We start from the raw sequence: 14861 nt of genomic DNA on the forward strand, positions 1-14861 counted from the left end.
ATGATCCCGTTGTCGTTCGCGCAACGCCGGCTCTGGTTCATCGCCGAACTGGAGGGAATGAGCGCCACCTACAACAACGTCATCGCGCTGGAGCTGCGCGGGCCGCTCGACGCGGCGGCCCTCGGCGCCGCGCTGCGTGACGTCATCGGGCGCCACGAGCCGCTCCGCACGATCTTCCCGACCGTCGACGGTGAGCCCCACCAGCACATCCTCACCCTTGATGAGCTGCGGTGGGAGCTCGACGTACGGGACGTCGACGCGGACGCGACCGACGCGGAGGTGCGGCGGGCGGGCGAGCACGCGTTCGACCTGTCGGCCGACGTGCCGATCCGGGCGTCGCTCTTACGCCGTTCTCCCGGCGACCATCTGCTGATAATCGTGGTCCACCACATCGCCACCGACGCCTGGTCGAACCGCCCGCTCGCGCGCGACCTTTCGGCCGCTTATGCGGCTCGTTCGCAAGGCGCGGAACCGGGCTGGGAACCGCTTCCCGTGCAATACGCGGATTACGCCTTGTGGCAGCGTGAACTACTCGGCGCGGATTCCGATCCGGGCAGCCGCGGCGCGGTTCAGATGGATTACTGGCGGCGTACTCTCGCGGGAATTCCCGAGGAACTCCCGCTGCCCGCCGACAAGGTGCGGCCCGCGGCGGCGAGTTATCGCGGGCACCGAGTTCCGTTCCACGTGCCGGGAGAGGTCCACCGGCGGCTCCTGGACGTGGCGCGGGCCGAGGGCGTGACGCTGTTCATGGTCGCCCAGGCCGCCCTGGCGACGCTGCTGTCGAAGCTGGGCGCCGGGACCGACATCCCGATCGGCTCCACCATCGCGGGCCGGACCGACGAGGCGCTCGACGACCTGGTCGGCTTCTTCGTGAACACGCTGGTCATCCGCACCGACCTGGCGGGCGACCCGGACTTCCGCCAGGTGCTGGCCCGCGTGCGGCGGGCCGGGGTCGAGGCGCTGGCCCACCAGGACGTGCCGTTCGAGCGGCTCGTCGAGGAGCTGGCCCCGGCCCGGTCGCTGGCCCGCAACCCGCTGTTCCAGGTCATGCTCAGCCTGCAGAACACCGCCGAGGGCGTGCTCGACCTGCCCGGGGTGTTGGTGCGGCCGCTCTCCTCGAACCTGCCGGTCGCCAAGTTCGACCTCGACGTGACGTTGCGCGAGAGCGCCGACGGGCTGGCCGGTGAGCTCGTCGGCGCGGCCGATCTGTTCGACGAGGAGACCGTGCGGCGGATCGCGGGCTGGTTCGTGCGGGTGCTCGACCAGGTCAGCGCCGCCCCTGAGGTGCGGCTGCACGCCCTCGACGTGCTCGGCCCCGACGAGCGGCGGCGGATGCTGACCGATTGGAGCACCACCCGCGCGCCGGCGGTGCCCGACTCGTTCCCCGAGATGTTCGCCGGGCACGTCCGGCGCACCCCCCACGCGGTGGCCGTGGCCTGCGGCGGCGAGCAGGTCTCGTACGCCGACCTGGACGCCCGCGCCACCCGCGTGGCCGCACTGCTGCGCGCCCGCGGCGTCGGCGCCGAGGACGTGGTCGGGCTCTGCCTGCCCCGCGGCGCGGGGATGATCGCCGCGATCCTGGGCGTGTGGAAGGCGGGGGCGGCCTACCTGCCCATCGACGGGCAGCTCCCCGCCGACCGGGTCGCGTTCATGCTGGCCGACGGCGGCGTCCGGCTGGTGCTGGCCGACCGCGCCGAGTTCGGCGACCTGGCCGCCGCCACGCCCGCGCCCGTGGCCTGGCTCGACGACCCCGCCACCCTCGCGCCGCACACCGGCCCCCACACCGGGCCCGTGGCACAGGAGGCGCCCGACCCGCTCGGGCTGGCCTACGTCATCTACACCTCGGGGTCGACGGGGCGGCCGAAGGGCGTCGCGGTCACCCACGGGTCGCTGGCCAACCTGGTGATCGCCCTCCAGCCCGTCTACAGCGCGGCGCCCGGCGTCGGGGTGCTCCAGTTCTCCTCGTTCAGCTTCGACGTCTCGGTCGAGGAGACGTGCGTCGCGCTGGCGGCCGGCGCGACGCTGCTCGTGGCCACCGCCGAGGAGCGCGCCCAGCCGAGGCTGCTCTCCCGGCTGCCCGGACTGCGGTCGGCGTTCCTGCTGCCCTCGGTGCTCGGGCTGCTCGACCCCGCCGACCTGCCCGGCCTGCGGACCCTCCAGATGGGTGCGGAACCGGTCGACGAGAACGTGGTCCGCGCCTGGGCCGCACCCGGGCGGCGGCTGTTCGACACCTACGGCCCGACCGAGGCCACCGTCACCATGACCGTCGCCGAACTCGACCCCGCCCGCCCCGGCCCGGTGCCGATCGGGCGGCCGATCGGCGGTTCCCGCGTGTACGTGCTCGACGAGCGCCTCGACCCGGTCCCTGTCGGCGTGGCCGGGGAACTCTACGTCGGCGGCGTCTGCGTGGCCCGGGGATACGCCGGGCGGCCCGGCCTGACCGGCGAGCGGTTCGTGGCCTCGCCCTTCGAACCGGGGGAGCGCGTGTACCGCACCGGCGACCTGGTGCGGTGGACCGCCGACGGGCAGCTCGTGTTCGCGGGCCGGGCCGACGACCAGGTGAAGCTGCGCGGGTTCCGGGTCGAGCCCGGAGAGGTCGAGGCGGTGCTCCGCGCCCGCGCCGACGTCGCCCAGGCGGCCGTGGTGGTCCGCGAGGACGTGCCCGGCGACCAGCGGCTCGTCGCCTACGTGGTCGCGGCCGGGCCCGACGCCACCGCGCTGCCCGAGGTGCTGCGCGAGCACGTCGCCGCGCGGCTGCCCGCGTACATGGTGCCGTCGGCGGTGGTGCCGCTGCCGGAGCTGCCGACGCTCGTCAACGGCAAGCTCGACCGGCGGGCGCTGCCGGTGCCCGAATACCCGGCCGGGCCGGGCCGGGGGCCCTCCAGTGTGCAGGAGGAGATCCTCTGCGGCGCGTTCGGCGAGGTGCTCGGCCTCGCCCGCGTGGGCGTCGACGACGACTTCTTCCAGCTCGGCGGGCACTCCCTGCTCGGCGTGCGACTCGTGTCGCGCATCCGGGCGGTGCTGGACGCCGAACTGCCGCTGCGGGTGCTGTTCGAGCGGCCCACCGTCGCCGGGCTGGCCGCCTGGCTCGCCGGGTCGGGCACCGGGCCCGTGCGGCTGGAGCTGGCGCCGCGGGAGCGCCCCGAACGGCCGCCCCTGTCGTTCGCGCAGCGCCGCCTGTGGTTCGTCGACCAGGTCGAGGGGCCCAGCCGGACGTACACGCAGGCGGCCTCGCTCCGGCTGACCGGCGACCTCGACGTGCCCGCCCTCGCGGCGGCGCTGCGCGACGTCATCGGCCGCCACGAGCCGCTGCGCACGGTCTACCGGAGCGCGGACGGCGAGCCCTACCAGCTCGTGCTCGACGCCGACGCGGCCGGATGGGAGCTGGAGGTGGCCCACGTGGCCCCCGACCGGCTGACCGAGGCGGTCGCCGAGGCCGCGCGGCACACCTTCGACCTGTCGGCCGAGCCGCCGATCAAGGCCTTCCTGTTCCAGACCGCCGGCGACGACTACACGCTCGTGCTGGTCCTGCACCACATCGCGGGCGACGGCTGGTCGATGACCCCGCTGGGCCGCGACATCTCGGCCGCGTACGCCGCCCGGACCAGGGGTGAGGCGCCCGGCTGGGCCCCGCTGCCGGTCCAGTACGCCGACTACGCCCTCTGGCAGCGCGACCTGCTGGGCGATCGGGACGACCCGGACAGCCCGCTGTCGCGGCAGGTCGCCTACTGGCGCGACACCCTGGCCGGGGCGCCCGAGGAGCTGCGGCTGCCGCTCGACCACCCCCGGCCCGTCCTGGCCGGGAACCGGGGTCACCGGGTGCCGTTCCGGGTCCCGGCCGACGTCCACGAGCGGGTGGCCGGGCTGGCGCGGGCCGAGGGCGTCACGCCGTTCATGATCCTTCAGGCCGCGCTCGCGGTGCTGCTGTCGCGGCTCGGCGCGGGCGCCGACGTCCCGATCGGCGCCCCCGTCGGCGGCCGGACCGACGAGGCGCTCGACGACCTGGTCGGCACCTTCGTGAACACGCTGGTGATCCGCACCGACCTCTCCGGCGACCCCGCCTTCAGGCAACTGCTGACCCAGGTCAGGGAGGCCACCCTCGGCGCGCTGGCCCACCAGGACGTGCCCTTCGAGCGGCTGGTCGAGGAGCTGGCCGTGACGCGGTCACTGAGCCGCCACCCGCTGTTCCAGACGATGCTCACGATGCAGAACGTCGAGCGGGCCGGGCTGACCCTGCCTGGCGTGCACGTCGGCGAGGGCACGGCGGCCTCCGGCGGCGAGGTCTTCTCGGCGGCCCGCTACGACCTGCACGTCATGGTGGAGGACACCTTCGACGACCGCGGCCGGCCCGCGGGGCTGCGCGGTTACGTGAACCTGTCGGCCGACCTGTTCGAGGCCTCGACCGCCGTGAAGGTCGCCGCCCGCTTCACCCGGGTGCTGGAGCAGGTGACCGCCGCGCCCGACGTGCGGCTGCACGCCGTGGACGTGCTCGACGCCGAGGAGCGCGAACGCGTCCTGGCCGGGTGGAACGACACCGCGACCGCCGCCGAGGCCGCCGACCTGCTCGAACTGTTCGCCGGGCAGGTCGCGCGGACCCCCGGTGCGGTCGCGCTCGTCGCCGGGGGGACGCGGCTGACGTACGCGGAACTGGACGACGTCGCGTCCCGGATCGCCGCGCGCCTGCGCGAGCTGGGCGTGGGCGCGGAGTCGGTCGTCGGCCTGTGCCTGCCGCCGGGTGCGCCGACGATCGCCGCGATCCTCGGCGTGTGGCGGGCGGGGGCGGCGTACCTGCCGATCGACGCGCGGCTCCCGGCCGAACGGATCGCGTTCATGCTGGCCGACAGCCGTGCCGGGCTCCTGCTGGCCTCCCGCGACGACCCGGCCCCCGGGCCGCTGGGAGTGCCGGTGGTCTGGGTCGAGGACGCCCTGACGACGTCCCCCGCCGCCGTGTCCGCGCCGGTCGGTCCGGCCGGTTTGGCGTACGTCATGTACACCTCGGGCTCCACCGGGACGCCCAAGGGCGTCGCGGTGACCCGGGGGTCGCTGGCCAACTACGTGGCCTCGGTGTCGGGACGGTTCGGCTGGGCGGCGCCCGGAGACCGCTACGCGCTGCTCCAGCCGCAGGTCACCGACCTGGGCAACACGGTGCTGTTCACGAGCCTCGCGACGGGCGGGGAACTGCACGTCCTGGCCGCCGACGCGGTCACCGACCCGGCCGCCGTCGCCGCCTACCTGCGCGACCACCGGATCGACCACGTCAAGGGCGTGCCGTCGCACCTGGCGGCGCTGTCGGCGGGCGGCGGGAGCGCGGCCGTGCTCCCGGCCCGGTCGCTCGTGCTCGGGGGCGAGGCGGCCGACCCGGGCTGGGTGGCCGCGCTCCTCGCCGAGGCCGGGGACCGCCGCGTGTTCAACCACTACGGCCCGACCGAGACCACAATCGGCGTCGCCACCGCCGAACTCGGGGGGACCGGGACGCCGCCGATCGGCACGCCGATCGCCAACACCCGCCTGTTCGTGCTCGACGACGGCCTGTCGCCGGTCCCGGTCGGCGTCTCCGGCGAGCTGTACGCCGCCGGCGCCCCCCTGGCCCGCGGCTACGTCGGCCGCCCCGGCCTGACCGGCGAACGGTTCGTCGCCTGCCCGTTCGGGTCGGGCGAGCGCATGTACCGCACCGGCGACCTGGCCCGATGGACCCCCGACGGCCGGCTCGTGTTCGCGGGCCGGGCCGACCACCAGGTGAAGATCCGCGGCTTCCGGGTCGAGCCCGGCGAGGTGGAGGCCGTCCTGCTGAGCCATCCCGACGTCACCCAGGCGGCGGTGCTCGCCCGCGGCGACCGGCTCGTCGCCTACGTGGTCGGCGTGGCCGACGGGCTGAAGGAGTTCGCCGCCGGGCGGCTGCCCGAATACATGGTTCCGTCGGCGTTCCTGACGCTGCCCGCGCTGCCGCTGACCTCCAACGGCAAGCTCGACCGGGCCGCGCTGCCCGACCCGGACGCCACCGTCGCGGTCACCCGCGTCCCGGCCACTCAGGCCGAGGCCGCCCTGTGCGAGGTGTTCGCCCAGGTCCTCGGCCGTGACGCGGTCGGGCCGGACGAGGACTTCTTCGACCTGGGCGGCCACTCGCTGCTGGCCATCCGGCTGCTGTCGCGCATCCGGGCCCGGCTCGGCGCCGACGTCAAGATCCGCACGCTCTTCGAGACGCCGACGGCGGCGGGGCTGGCGGCCCGGCTGACCCGGGCCGACCGGGTCAGGCCGCCGCTGACGGCCGGGCCGCGCCCCGGACGGCCGCCGCTCTCCTCCGCGCAGCGGCGGTTGTGGTTCCTCGACCGGCTGGAGGGGCCGAGCGCGACGTACCACATCTCGCTGGCGATCCGGCTGGCGGGCGACCTCGACGTGGCCGCGCTCGACGCGGCCCTGCGCGACGTGATCGCCCGGCACGAGCCTTTGCGCACCGTCTACCCCTCGGTCGACGGCGAGCCGTACCAGCGGATCCTCGGCCAGGACGAGATCGACTGGTCGCTCCTTCGGGGGGAGCCCGCGGACGTGGCCTTCGACCTGGGGACCGAGGTGCCGGTCCGGGCCTGGTTGTACCCCGACGGCGACGCCCACGTGCTGGTGCTGGTGATCCACCACATCGCCACCGACGGCTGGTCGCACACGCCGCTGAGCCGCGACCTGTCCGCCGCCTACACGGCCCGGCTCGCGGGCCGCGCGCCCGAGTGGGCGCCGCTGCCGGTCCAGTACGCCGACTACGCCCTCTGGCAACGCGACGTGTTCGCCGAGGAGGCCCAGATCGCCTACTGGCGGGAGGCGCTGGCCGGGATCCCGGAGGAGCTGCCCCTGCCCGCCGACCGCCCTCGCCCGCCCGTCGCCGGGCACACCGGATACGGCGTGCCGCTGCACGTGCCCGAGCACGTCCACGAGCGGATCGCCGACCTCGCCAGGGCCGAGGGCGCGACCGTCTTCATGGTCCTGCAGGCGGCGCTGGCGGTGACGCTGTCGCGGCTCGGTGCGGGCACCGACGTGCCGATCGGGTCGGCCGTCGCGGGCCGTGCCGACGAGGCGCTCGACGACCTGGTCGGCTTCTTCGTGAACACGCTGGTGATCCGGGCCGACCTGGCGGGCGACCCGGACTTCCGGCGGGTGCTCGCCCGCGTGAAGGAGGCGAGCCTGGGGGCGCTGGCCAACCAGGACGTGCCGTTCGAACGGCTCGTGGAGGAGCTGGCGCCCGAACGCTCGCTCGCCCGCCACCCGCTGTTCCAGGTGATGCTGACGCTGCGCAACACCGGGACCGCCGCCCTGGACCTGCCCGGCGTCACCGCCGAGCCGCTGCCCGCCGGGCCGCCCTCGGCCCGCTTCGACCTGGAGATCCACCTCAGGGAGACCGCCGACGGGCTCCGGGGCACCCTCGACGTGGCGCTCGACCTGTTCGACCCGGCCACCGCCCACACCCTGGCCGAGCGCTGGACCCGGGTGCTCGACCAGGTCACCGCCGATCCGGACGTCCGGCTCCACGACGTGCGCGTGCTCAGTGAGGGGGAGCTGGCCCAGGTCGTCACCGGCTGGAACGACACGGCCGAGGAGATGCCGCCCCTCCTGCTGCACGAGCTGTTCGAGGCCCAGGCCCGCCGCACTCCCGACGCGGTCGCCGTCGTCTTCGAGGGCGCGGAGGTCACCTACGCCGACCTCGACACCCGCGCGGAACGGCTGGCCCGGCACCTGGCCGCGCGGGGCGCCGGCCCCGACACGGTCGTCGCGGTCGTGCTCGACCGGGGGATCGAGCTCATCGTCGCCCTCTGGGCCGTGCTCAAGGCCGGGGCCGCCTATCTCCCGGTCGACCCCGGCAACCCGGCCGACCGGATCGCGCTGCTGCTCGCCGACGCGGCGCCGGTCGTCGTGCTGGACGACCCGGCCGAGGTCGCCCGGCTCGCCACGACCGACGGCGGCGTGGCCCCGCGCCGGGCCGCCGCCGACTCCGCCGCCTACCTGATCTACACCTCCGGATCCACGGGACGGCCCAAGGGTGTCGTCGTCTCCCACCGGAGCATCGTCAACCGGCTGGAGTGGATGCGCCGCCACTTCGGCATCGGGCCGGACGACCGGGTCGCCCAGAAGACGCCGACGGTGTTCGACGTCTCGGTGTGGGAGCTGTTCTGCCCGCTCGTCGCGGGCGCGACGCTGGTGGTGGCCCGTCCCGGCGGGCACCGCGACCCCGCCTACCTCGCCGGGCTGGTGCGCGAGGCCGGTGTCACGATCGCCCACTTCGTGCCGTCGATGCTGGACGCCTTCCTGCTCGACCCCGCGGCCGCCGGGCTCACCGGGCTGCGGCTCGTGGTCAGCAGCGGTGAGGCGCTGCCGCTGGCGACCCAGAACCGCTTCACCGCCGTGCTCCCCGGCGCGGAGCTGCACAACCTCTACGGCCCGACCGAGGCCGCCGTCGACGTCTCGGCCTGGCGCTGCGACCCCGCCCAGACCGAGGGCCCGGTGCCGATCGGCGCGCCCGTCGCCAACACCCGCCTCTACGTGCTGGACGACCGGCTCGCCCCGGTGCCCCCCGGCGTCACCGGGGAGCTCTACCTGGCCGGGGTGCAGCTCGCCCGCGGCTACGCGGGCCGCCCCGCGCTCACCTCCGAACGTTTCGTCGCCTCGCCCTTCCAGACCGGCGAGCGCATGTACCGTACCGGCGACCTGGCCCGATGGACCGCCGACGGGCAGGTCCTGTACGGCGGCCGGGTCGACGACCAGGTGAAGATCCGCGGTTTCCGGATCGAGCCCGCCGAGGTCGAGGCGGTCCTGTCCGGGCACGACGGCGTCGGCCAGGTCGCGGTGGTCGCCCGTGACGACCGGCTCGTCGCCTACGTCGTCGGCCGCGCCGACGGCCTCCACGAGTACGCCGCCGCCCGCCTGCCCGAGTACATGGTCCCGGCGGCGTTCGTCACGCTCGACGCGCTGCCGCTGAACCCGAACGGCAAGCTCGACCGCCGCGCGCTGCCCGACCCGGTCTACCGGACGGGGACGGGGCGGGCGCCCCAGAACGTCCGGGAAGAGCTGCTGTGCGAGGTGTTCGGGCAGGTCCTCGGCCTGGAGTCGGTCGGCGTCGACGACGACTTCTTCCGGCTCGGCGGCCACTCGCTGCTGGCCGTCCGGCTGGTGGAGCGGCTGCGGGCACGCGGGCTGCCGGTGCCGGTGCGGGCGCTGTTCGAGTCGCCCACCCCCGCCGGGCTCGCCCGCGCGGCCGGCGTCACGGCCCCGGAGGCGCCGGCGAACCTGATCCCCGCCGACGCGCGTGAGATCACCCCGGACATGGTGCCGCTCGCCGCCCTGACCGAGGAGGAGATCGCGACCGTCGTCGCGTCGGTCGACGGCGGCGCCGCCAATGTGGCCGACGTCTATCCGCTGACCCCGCTCCAGCAGGGCATGCTCTTCCACCACCTGCTGGCCGGCGACGGCGCGGACGTCTACGTGACCGCGCGGGTGCTGGAGTTCGCGTCGCGGGACCTGCTCGACGCCGTCGTCTCGACGATCCAGCGGGTCGTCGACCGGCACGACATCTACCGCACCGCGATCGTCTGGCGCGGCCTGCGGGAACCCGTGCAGGTGGTGTGGCGGCACGCCGTCATGCCGGTGACCGCGCACGTGCTCGACGGCGACCCCGCCGACGGGCTCCTGGCGGCGGCGGGCCCGGCCATGAACCTGGCGCGGGCGCCCCTGATGGATCTGCACATCGCCGAGGGGACCGGCGGCCGCTGGTTCGGGCTGCTCCGGATGCACCACATGGTCTCCGACCGCCACGGCATGAACGTGCTGGTCGACGAGCTGCGCACGCTCCTGTCGGGCGAGCCCGCCGACCTGGCGCCGGTCGCGCCGTTCCGCAACTTCGTCGCGCGCACCCTCGACCCGGCCGGCCACGAGGACTTCTTCGCCGGCCTGCTCGGCGACGTGACCGAGCCGACCGCGCCCTACGGGCTGCTCGACGTGCACGGCGACGGCTCCGGCGTGCGGACCGCCCTCGTGCCCCTCCCCGTGGACACCGCCCGCGCCCTGCGGGAGACGTCACGGCGGCTGGGGGTCAGCGCGGCGACGATCACGCACGTCGCGTGGGCGCGGGTGCTCTCCGCGGTCTCCGGCCGTGACGACGTGGTGTTCGGCACCGTGCTGTTCGGGCGGATGAACGCCGGCGAGGGTTCCGACCGCGTGGTCGGCCCCTTCATCAACACCCTTCCCGTACGGGTCCGCGACGCCCGCCAGGGGGTCGGGGCCGCCGTGGAGGGGATGCGGTCGCAACTGGCCGCGCTGCTCGAACACGAGCACGCGTCCCTGGCCGTGGCCCAGCGGGCCGCCGGGCTGGAGGGCGGCGCGCCGCTGTTCACCTCGTTGTTCAACTACCGGCACGTCCTGCCGGGCGACGAGGAGACCGGGTCGTTCGCCGGCATCCGGACCGTCCGGGTGGTCGAGCACACCAACTATCCGCTGAACGTGGCCGTCAACGACGCCGGGCCCGACGACCTGGCCTTCAAGGTCGACGCGGTCAGCCCCATCGACCCGGCCGCCGTCGGCCGCCTGCTCGAGACCGCCGTGGCCAACCTGGTCGAGGCCCTCGACGCCGAGCCCGGCCGGGCACTCGGCGCGGTCGACGTGCTCGACGCCGCCGGACGCGACCGGCTCCTGCGCGAATGGAACGACACCGCCGCCGACCTGCCCGACGGCGACGTCGTCGCCCTGTTCGAGCGGCGGGCCGCCGCCGACCCCGGCGCGTTCGCCGTGGGAGACGAACTGACCTACGCCGAACTCGACCGGCGCGCCAACCAGCTGGCCCGCCACCTGGGCCGGCTGGGCATCGGGCCCGAGTCGGTCGTGGGCGTGTGCCTGCCGCGCGGCGCCGACATGATCGTGGCGATCATGGGCGTGTGGAAGGCGGGGGCGGCCTATCTGCCGGTCGACCCGGCCAACCCGGCCACGCGGATCGCGGCGGTGTTCGCCGACGCGGACGTGGCGTGCGTGCTGACCGCGAACGAGCTCCGCGACCTGGTGACGGCCGACCGGGTGGTCGTGCTCGACCTGCTGCGCCTGGACGACCTGCGGGCGACCGCACCCGAGATCGGGATCGACCCCGACTCCCTCGCGTACGTGATCTACACCTCCGGTTCGACGGGCACTCCCAAGGGTGTCGCGGTCAGCCATCGCGGCTTGGTCAACCTCGTCGAGGTGTTCGGGCCCGTTCTCGGTGCGGGGCCGGGTGTGGGGGTGTTGCAGTTCGCCTCGTTCGGGTTCGACGCCTCGGTGCTGGATGTCGCGGTGGCGCTGGCGACCGGGTCGACGTTGTGGGTGCCCGGCGAGCAGGAGCGGCTGCAGCCCCGGGCGCTGCGGGAGCTGACCGGGGTCGGGGCGGCCAGTGTGGTCCCCTCGCTGCTCAACGTGCTCGATCCGGCCGACTTCTCGCACATCGGGCCGATCGTGGTCGGCGCGGAGGGCATCACCGAGACCGTCGCCCGGCGGTGGGCTCAAGGCCGACGGCTGGTCCATGCCTATGGGCCGACCGAGGCCACGGTCATCGTCGCCGCCGGGGAGGTCGAGGCCGATGAGGAGGGGCCGATCTCGTTCGGGCGGCCGATCGCCAACTCGCGGCTGTATCTGCTCGACGACCGGCTCGCACCGGTTCCGCCCGGTGTCGCGGGTGAGGTGTACGTCTCCGGTCTGGGCCTGGCGCGGGGGTATCTCGGCCGTCCCGATCTCACCGCTGAGCGGTTCGTGGCCTCGCCCTTCGCGGCGGGGGAGCGCATGTACCGTACCGGCGACCTGGCGAAGTGGACCCCCGACGGCCGCCTGATCTTCCAGGGTCGGGCCGACGACCAGGTCAAGATCCGCGGCTTCCGGGTCGAGCCCGGTGAGGTCGCGGCCGTCGTCCTGAGGTCTCCGGGTGTCTCGCAGGCGGCGATCGTGGCCCGGCACGACAACCTGGTCGCCTATGTCGTCGGCGAGACCGACGGGCTGCGTGAGTTCGCCGCCGCCCGGCTGCCCGACTACATGGTCCCCGCGGCCTTCGTCCCGCTCGACGAGCTGCCGCTGACCCCCAACGGCAAGCTCGACCGGCGGGCCCTGCCCGAGCCGGAGTTCGCGAGCGGTTCCGGGCGGGCGCCCGCGACGGTCCAGGAGGAGATCCTCTGCGCCGCGTTCGCGGAGGTGCTCGACCGGCCGCTGATCGGCGTCGACGACGACTTCTTCCGGCTCGGCGGGCACTCGCTGCTGGCCGTCCGGCTGGTGGAGGTGCTGCGGGCCCGTGGCGTCTCGGTGTCGGTCCGGGCGCTGTTCGAGTCGCCCACCCCGGGCGGTCTCGCCCGGACGGCCGGGGTGGAACCGGTCGAGGTCCCGCCCACCGCGATCCCCGAGGGCGCCGAGCGCCTCACCCCCGGCATGCTGCCGCTGGCCGACCTGACCGAGGCCGAACTCGGCCGGGTCGTGGCCTCCGTGGAGGGCGGCGCGGCGAACGTGGCCGACGTCTATCCGCTGGCCCCCCTCCAGGAGGGCATGCTCTTCCACCACCTCCTCGCCGGCGACGGCGTCGACGCCTACGTGACCATGCACGTGCTGGAGTTCTCCTCCCGCGACCGCCTCGACGCGTTCGCCGGCGCGCTGCGCCAGGTGGTGGCCCGGCATGACATCTACCGGACCGGCATCGTCTGGGACGGGCTGCGCGAGCCCGTCCAGGTCGTGTGGCGGCACGCCGCCCTGCCGGTCGTCGAGCACGGTCCGCACGAGTCCGAGGCCGCGTTCGTCCGGGCCGTCGGCTCGGCGATGGACCTGGGCCGGGCCCCGCTCATGGACCTGCACACCGCCCCGGCGGAGGACGGCCGGTGGCGGGGCCTGATCCGGATGCACCACATGGTCTCCGACCACCAGGGCATGGACGTCCTGGTCGAGGAGCTGCGAGCGGTCCTCGACGGCCGTGACCTCCCGCCCGCCCTGCCGTTCCGTGACTTCGTCGCCCAGGCCCGGCTCGGCGTGCCCCGCGAGCACCACGAGCGCTTCTTCGCCGACCTGCTCGGCGACGTGACCGAACCGACGGCGCCGTTCGGCCTGATGAACGTGCGCGGCGACGGCGGCGACGTCGGCTCGGCCGTCCTGCCCCTGCCCGGCGACCTCGTGGACGGGCTGCGGGACACCGCCCGCACGCTCGGGGTCAGTCCGGCGACGCTCATGCACGTGGCCTGGGCCCGCGTGTTGTCGGTGGTCTCGCGCCGCGACGACGTGGTGTTCGGCACGCTCCTGTTCGGCCGGATGAACGCCGGCGCCGGCTCCGACCGGGTACTCGGCCCGTTCATCAACACCCTCCCGGTCCGGGTGCGGACCGGTCGAGTCGGCGTGCGGACCGCGGTGGCGGAGATGCGCTCCCAGCTCGCCGCCCTCCTCCAGCACGAGCACGCGCCCCTGGCGCTGGCCCAGCGGGCCAGCCGCCTGGACGGCAACACCCCCCTCTTCACGTCCCTGCTCAACTACCGCTACGCCGCCACGACCGGCGGCCGGGAGGTCGAGGGCATCAGGGCGGCGGGGATCCACGAACGGACCAACTACCCGCTGACGATGACCGTGACGGATTGGGGCGGGGGCGGCCTCAGCCTCAACGTGCGCGCGGCGGGCTCGGTGAGCGCGACCGGCGTGACCGTGCTCATGCGGACCGCGCTGGAGAACCTGGTCACGGCGCTGACCTCCGACGACGTCGCCCTCTCGCAGGTGGACGTGCTGGCGGAGGAGGAGCGGGAGCGGGTGCTGCGCGGCTGGAACGACACGGCCCGCGAGGTGCCCTCTTCGAGCATCGTGGACCTGATCACCCGGCAGGCCCCTGACGCCTTCGCGGTCGAGGGTGAGCTGACCTATGGGGAGTTGGATCGCCGGTCGGACCGGCTGGCGCGGCGGTTGCTTGCCGTGGGTGTCGGTCCGGAGTCGATCGTCGGCGTCTGCCTGCCGCGTGGCGCGGACATGATCACCGCGATCGTGGGCGTGTGGAAGGCCGGTGCGGCCTATCTGCCGGTCGACCCCGGCAACCCGGCTGAGCGGGTGGGGGCGGTGCTGGCCGATGCCGGGGTGGCGTGTGTGCTGGCCTGTGCGGAAACCCGGCAGCTGGTTCCCGCCGGGATGGAGATCGTTCAGCTCACGGGCACGTGGGATTCGGCGGTGCCGGTCTCTGCGGGGACCGGGGACGGGCCGGGCCCGTCGGGCGAGGAGGGTCCGCTCGACGTTCGGGTGGAGCCGGACTCGCTGGCGTATGTCATCTACACCTCCGGGTCGACGGGGACTCCGAAGGGAGTCGCGGTCAGCCATCGGGGTCTGGTCAACCTGGTCGAGGTGTTCGGCCCTCTGCTGGGTGCGGGGCCGGGTGTGGGGTTGTTGCAGTTCGCCTCGTTCGGGTTCGACGCCTCGGTGCTGGATGTCGCGGTGGCGCTGGCGACCGGTTCGACGCTGGTCATCGCCGATGAGGGCAGGCGGGCCCAGCCTGAGCGGCTGCGGGAGCTGACCGGGGTGGAGGCGGCCAGTGTGGTTCCCTCGCTGCTCAACGTGCTGGACCCGGCCGACTTCTCGCACATCGGTCCGATCGTGGTCGGCGCGGAGGGCATCAGCGAGACCGTCGCCCGCCGTTGGGCCCAAGGCCGGCGGCTGGTTCATGCCTATGGGCCGACCGAGGCCACGGTGATCGTCGCCGCCGGTGAGGTCGACGCCGATGAGGAGGGGCCGATCTCGTTCGGGCGGCCGATCGCGAACTCGCGGGTCTATCTGCTCGACGATCGGCTCGCGCCGGTTCCGCCGGGGGTCGCGGGGGAGGTGTACATCGCCGGTCTCGGTCTGGCGCGCGGGTATGTCGCCAGGTC

The 14861-nt window shown here is 74.5% G+C and carries 1 protein-coding gene (cut by a window edge); it reads left to right on the forward strand.

Annotated features, from left to right (window positions below; all coding sequences use genetic code 11):
• Positions 1–14861, forward strand: the 5' portion of a protein-coding gene (locus tag GT755_RS35125) for a non-ribosomal peptide synthase/polyketide synthase (RefSeq protein WP_161483873.1). 19006 nt of this gene lie beyond the right edge of the window; the window shows 14861 of its 33867 coding nt (coding positions 1–14861); its start codon is at positions 1–3; the stop codon falls past the right edge of the window.

The organism is Herbidospora solisilvae (assembly GCF_009901565.1).
Lineage (GTDB): Bacteria > Actinomycetota > Actinomycetes > Streptosporangiales > Streptosporangiaceae > Herbidospora > Herbidospora solisilvae.